General features: G+C 53.8%; 5 protein-coding genes and 1 pseudogene. 3 read left to right on the forward strand and 3 right to left on the reverse strand.

Annotation, left to right across the window (positions count from 1 at the left end):
• On the forward strand, positions 1 to 286 hold a 286-nt coding region (locus ACIQ0R_RS11075), incomplete at its 5' end, for a peptide-methionine (S)-S-oxide reductase (protein WP_395827260.1).
• A gap of 64 nt (positions 287 to 350) precedes the next feature.
• Here the strand turns inward: ACIQ0R_RS11075 and ACIQ0R_RS11080 are convergent.
• The 3 genes and pseudogenes from ACIQ0R_RS11080 to ACIQ0R_RS11090 form a co-directional block, all read right to left on the reverse strand.
• Positions 351 to 1,570 (reverse strand): annotated as a pseudogene (locus ACIQ0R_RS11080) (class I SAM-dependent methyltransferase).
• 117 nt (positions 1,571 to 1,687) lie between these two features.
• Positions 1,688 to 2,350: a pyridoxamine 5'-phosphate oxidase gene (gene pdxH / locus ACIQ0R_RS11085; protein WP_395827263.1), complete on the reverse strand. Its 663-nt coding sequence runs from the start codon at positions 2,348 to 2,350 to the stop codon at positions 1,688 to 1,690.
• Positions 2,347 to 2,886 (reverse strand): hemerythrin domain-containing protein, encoded by a 540-nt coding sequence (locus ACIQ0R_RS11090; protein WP_395827266.1) that lies wholly within the window; start codon positions 2,884 to 2,886, stop codon positions 2,347 to 2,349. Before ACIQ0R_RS11090 ends, pdxH begins: the two co-directional genes overlap by 4 nt.
• Before the next feature lie 221 nt (positions 2,887 to 3,107).
• Between ACIQ0R_RS11090 and tcdA the strand changes: the two genes are divergently transcribed.
• Positions 3,108 to 3,962: a tRNA cyclic N6-threonylcarbamoyladenosine(37) synthase TcdA gene (tcdA, locus tag ACIQ0R_RS11095; protein ID WP_395827269.1), complete on the forward strand. Its 855-nt coding sequence runs from the start codon at positions 3,108 to 3,110 to the stop codon at positions 3,960 to 3,962.
• A 317-nt stretch (positions 3,963 to 4,279) separates the two neighbouring features.
• The gene (locus ACIQ0R_RS11100; RefSeq protein WP_395827272.1) at positions 4,280 to 4,984 is read left to right on the forward strand and encodes an MgtC/SapB family protein; all 705 of its coding nucleotides are present in this window, start codon (positions 4,280 to 4,282) and stop codon (positions 4,982 to 4,984) included.
• Positions 4,985 to 5,139: the final 155 nt, after the last annotated feature.

Here is a 5,139-nt window from a genome sequence, read left to right on the forward strand (position 1 = left end):
TGTCCGCCAGCTTGACCAACTCAGGATCGGGCTTGGCCCGTTTGGTGCGTTTTACGTAGGTCATTTTTTCCTCTATGGTGGCAGTGTCCTGCCAAATGACCGTTTACACAAAACTAATTACACCCTCATCGTGACGGAACTCAAGGCCGCTGAAACTTATTACAAAGCTGAAGAATATCACCAGAATTATTTCCGCCAGCATCCGCTGCAGGGTTATTGCGCGTTCGTGGTGGAGCCCAAGGTGGCGAAGCTACGCAAGTTATTCTTTAATAAAGTCATTCAGTGATCTCTGGCACTGTCGTTGCCGCAAGTTGCCTCAACTAGCGGGCAACAACAGTGCATTATCAGAGTCAGCGTGACTCTTGATAAATATACTTGCGTGACCATGGCAGCGTCTCGGCGCTGCGCCCGGCTTTACGGCAAATCACCTGATACAGCGACATCCAGTCGCGTTCAAAGCCGTAGGAACTTCCCGCCAGATAAATGCGCCAGATACGGAAGCGCCGCTCGTCGGCCGCTTTTCTGACCTCATCGCCATGCGCTTCCAGGTTGTCTGCCCAGATGCCGCAAGTCTTGGCATAGTGGCGTCGCAGGTTCTCTACGTCGAATACTTCCAGCCCACCCTGCTGCATGGTTTTCAGGACCAGTCCGATATGCGGCAGTTCGCCGTGCGGGAACACATATTTCTCGATGAATTCACCGCCGCCATAGGGTGTCTCGCCATTTTCGATGTCGGTGGTCGTGATACCGTGATTCATCGCGATGCCGTCGTCAGCCAGCAAGCTGCGGATGCGATCGAAATACATCGGCAGATTACGCAAACCAACATGCTCGAACATGCCGACGCTGGTGATCCTGTCGAAAGTACCGGTGACATCGCGATAATCCTACAGCCGAATATCGATCAGGTCTTCAAGCCCGGCTTTGGCGACTCTTTCTCTAGCTAATCTGTACTGGTTTTCTGAGAGTGTGACGCCAACGCATTTAGCACCGAATTTTTGTGCAGCCCGAAGCACCAGTGCACCCCAGCCGCAACCAATATCGAGCAGGGTCTGGCCGGGCCGGGCCGGATCTGGATCTTGGTCAGGATGTGGTCGATTTTTTTGCGCTGCGCAGTGTCCAGGTCCTCATCACCATTTTCGGAATAGGCGCATGAATAAACCATGTTTTCATCCAACCACAACTTGTAGAAATCGTTGGATACGTCGTAGTGGTAGCGAATCGCCTCGGCGTCTTTTTCCTTGTTGTGCCGGAAGGTGCGCGTGATGCGAGCGAACTTGCCGTCCGCCTTGAGCGAGTTGGCCGCCAGAGCATTGCCAACCGCGATGATTTCCTTGATTTTCCCCTCGACCTCAATTTTCCCTTCGACATACGCGTCGCCGAGATTGGCGAGCGACGGCGTCAGCAAATAAGTCAGCGCCGAGGCATGCGGAACACGCACCGTGACGTCTGGTACCGTGTATGTTCCAAAGTCGAAATGCTGACCATTCCACAATTCGAGCCGCAGTGGTAGCGAGGCGCGGTGACGAATATTATTAACCCAGTTCTCAAGCTTTTTTTCCCAGAACACGATTTCTCCTCCGGTGAATTAATACTTGTACCAAGCGGCCGACGGCGGCCGGCAATGCTGCCCGTAGTGTTAGTCGTAATGCTTTTACCGTTGCTCGTATCGCTATCTATCTGTATCTCAGGGTTGCAAACGTTGCCGCAGCCAGCCGCCATGCGCATCCAGAGTGTACAGAATGCGGTCATGCAGGCGCGACCGGCGACCCTGCCAAAATTCTACCGTATCCGGCAAAAGTCTGTAGCCTCCCCAATGCTTGGGACGTGGTGGATTGTCGCCGAATTGTTGTTCTGCCTTGGCGTATTCTGCTTCAAGCAATTCGCGGCTGGCGATGGTTTCGCTTTGCGCCGAGGCGATGGCGCCGAGTCTGCTGCGCAAGGGACGAATATTAAAGTAGGCATCGCTCTCTTCATCGCTGACTTTTTCGACGCGGCCTTCGATGCGCACCTGACGTTCTAGCGCAACCCAATGGAACAGCAGCGCGCCGTAAGGATGCTCTGCCAGATCATGGCCCTTGCGGCTTTCAAAGTTAGTGAACCACGTAAAGCCGCTTTCATCGAACTGCTTGATGAGTACGATGCGCGATGAAGGGCGGCCATTGCTGCCGACAGTCGCCAGGCTCATCGCATTTGGTTCAGGTATTTCAGCATGGATGGCTTTATCAAACCATTTGCCGAACTGAGTAATCGGATCGGCCGCGGTATCGGTTTCCGATAGACTGGCCTGGCTGTAGTCGATGCGCAGGTCTGCAATCGATTTATTTTCCTGTTGATTTGCTGTGTTCATCCTGAAATTCCTCTACGTTGCTGCATCGCTGATCCCAGTTGTTGCATCTGCTGTTCATTAAAAAGTCGTTTCGCCATTGGCGCAATCCAGGTTTCCTCTTTTTCCATGTGAGCCAAGTATATGGCCGAAAATTGCTGGACGTACTGCGCCGATAGCTGGCTGTCAGGTTTGCCGGCGGCGATCGGCTTCAATTGCAGATCGAGCGCTTGCCACAGGCTGTCCATCTGCTGGTGCTCCGCCATGATTTCCGGCATTAGCCTGTCTAACAGTGCGGCATCTTCTCCGCTGGCGATAACTCTTAGTACCGGCAACAGGTCGACCTCCTCGTCCGCGTGATGATGCTTTGCGGCCTGGTTGAAATAGCGCATGAGGCTGTGCGCGGCTTGCTGAGCTTGCGCATCGTTGCCATGTTGCGGCAAATGTTCTAGCAGGTTATGCAGCGTATTTAACTGCTTGCGTATGCGGTCATGGCAATGCTTGAGCACCGCGATTGGCTGGCCGAAATCGGGCGCGCTGGCTATCAGTGCATTTAACATGGTAACTGTCTCGCGATTGGTTGAGACACTTGTCGACGGCTGAGTGTCTATTTGATAATTCATCAACGGTTGATGGGCAAGTCATATTAAAGCACTTCAAAAGTGATCCGTCATGCAGAGCCGGTAAAATAGCTGCATTAGCGGTAGCTGGTTTGATCTAAATCACGGTGATTCTGGTTTACCTTGTTGAATGCCTGTCGTTTCATCTTTACTTATCCATCATGTCCTCATCTGTTGCATCCAACGCCTCCGACATTTCTGTTCCCACCGCAGTCGATCTCGACGAGATCGATTTCGATCGCCGTTTCGGCGGCATTGGCCGTTTGTATGGTGCAGCCGCACTGGCACGCTTCCTGCGGTCGCACGTCTGTGTGATCGGGGTCGGTGGGGTCGGCTCCTGGGCGGTCGAGGCATTGGCGCGCAGCGCGATCGGCAGCCTGACTCTGATTGATCTCGACAATCTGGCCGAATCTAATATCAATCGGCAGATTCATGCGCTGACCGACACGCTTGGCCAAGCCAAGGTGAGTGCGCTGGCGGTGCGTATCGCCCAGATCAATCCCTATTGCCACGTCACCGAAATCGAAGATTTCATCAGCGCCGAGAATTTGCCCGAAATGATCGGCGAAGGGCGTTATGACTACGTGATCGACGCCATCGATAATGTACGCGCCAAGGCGGCATTGATTGCCTATTGCCGCGACAACGGAATTCGTCTGATCAGCGTCGGCAGCGCCGGCGGTCAGGTCGACCCCACCCGCATCGAAGTGCGCGATCTGGCCAAGACCGAGCAAGAGCCGCTGCTGGCCAAAGTGCGCAAGCGCTTGTGCTCGGAATACCGCTTCCCGCGCGGTGACAAGGTCCGTTTCGGCATCGATGCGGTATTTTCCACCGAACCTCTGAGCGCGCCGCTGGTTGAGCTGGCATGTGCGGTCGATGCGGAGGCGACATCTGGTGTAACCGGTTTGAACTGTGCCGGTTACGGTTCTGCCGTGGTGGTCACCGCCACTTTCGGTCTGGTCGCCGCCGGCCATGTTTTGCGCAAGTTGGCTGCTGATGCGGTGTCTGCGGCTTGACTTGCCCAAGCTGCCTAAATAGAATCGGTTGCGCCATTTTGCAGGGCATCCGATTTTTGGGCCGTTGTGCCATGATCCCCGGATGGGCGCTTATCCCGTTTCACTTTCACTTCACCTGTTAGTACGCACTCATTGCAATGGGTCGTGGATCGAGGCGTTGTAGCAGTCCGGAGCTGCGTTCGTGCATCCCATCCTTGATACCCAGCCACTTTGTGATTTGTCTGGCCGGCTGTTCTGCAATTCCTCAAGCGGTGCCAAGTAGCACTGAAATACCGTCATGCAGTGCAGATGGCGATGCATATAGAAAGGTAGCAAATATGGATTGGAAAATATTTACTCTACGCGTATTGCTTGCCCTGACCTTGGGGTCCCTAATCGGCGCCGAGCGCCAGATGCGCCAGCGGATGGCGGGCTTGCGCACCAATGCATTGGTATCGATCGGCGCCTCGCTGTTCGTCATGGTGTCGGCTTTCGAGTCGGATCCGCAGGGAGCAACGCGAATTGCCTCCTATGTTGTATCCGGTATCGGTTTCCTTGGTGCCGGCGTCATCATGCGCGAAGGAATTAATGTGAGGGGATTGAATACCGCCGCCACCCTATGGTGTTCGGCTGCGGTCGGTGTGCTGTGCGGACTTGGGCATGCGTTGGAAGCGGCCATCGGTGCTGCTGCCATTTTGGGCGCAAACGTGCTGTTGCGTGGCGTCTCACATATGATTAATCGGCAGGATCTGCATAGCGCAACGGAAATCGAGCAGGTCTATCGTCTCTCTATAGTATGCCGCCCTGAGGATGAAGTGCAGGTGCGCACCTTGATGTTGCATATGCTGAACGGCATGCCGCATCTGGTGGTACAGTCACTGCACAGTGAAGACCTGGCGTCCGGTACGCAACTGGAAGTGCGTGCCGATCTGATCACATCTCCTAGCAATCATCTGCAGCTAGAGCAGATCTTCAGTCGGGTCAGCTTGGAAAAAGGCGTCAGTGCCGCACGCGGGGCGGTATTGAACTCGGTAGATGTATAAGATTCAAATCGACCTGCTTAATATAGCTAAAACAAATAAATAAAAATATTTTAAAGAATTTGAATAAAAGTACTTGCGGGGTTTGTAGGGGATTGCTATAGTTCGCCTCCCGTTGAGAACGACGCGAAATAAAACGAAACAGCAGCAAGAAATTG

The organism is Collimonas sp., from assembly GCF_044339385.1.
Lineage (GTDB): Bacteria > Pseudomonadota > Gammaproteobacteria > Burkholderiales > Burkholderiaceae_D > Collimonas.

Coding starts and splice junctions, on each gene's coding strand:
- pdxH (WP_395827263.1), bottom strand. CDS start 2,350: ATGAACACAGCAAATCAACAGGAAAATAAATCGATTGCAGACCTGCGC.
- ACIQ0R_RS11090 (WP_395827266.1), bottom strand. CDS start 2,886: ATGTTAAATGCACTGATAGCCAGCGCGCCCGATTTCGGCCAGCCAATC.
- tcdA (WP_395827269.1), top strand. CDS start 3,108: ATGTCCTCATCTGTTGCATCCAACGCCTCCGACATTTCTGTTCCCACC.
- ACIQ0R_RS11100 (WP_395827272.1), top strand. CDS start 4,280: ATGGATTGGAAAATATTTACTCTACGCGTATTGCTTGCCCTGACCTTG.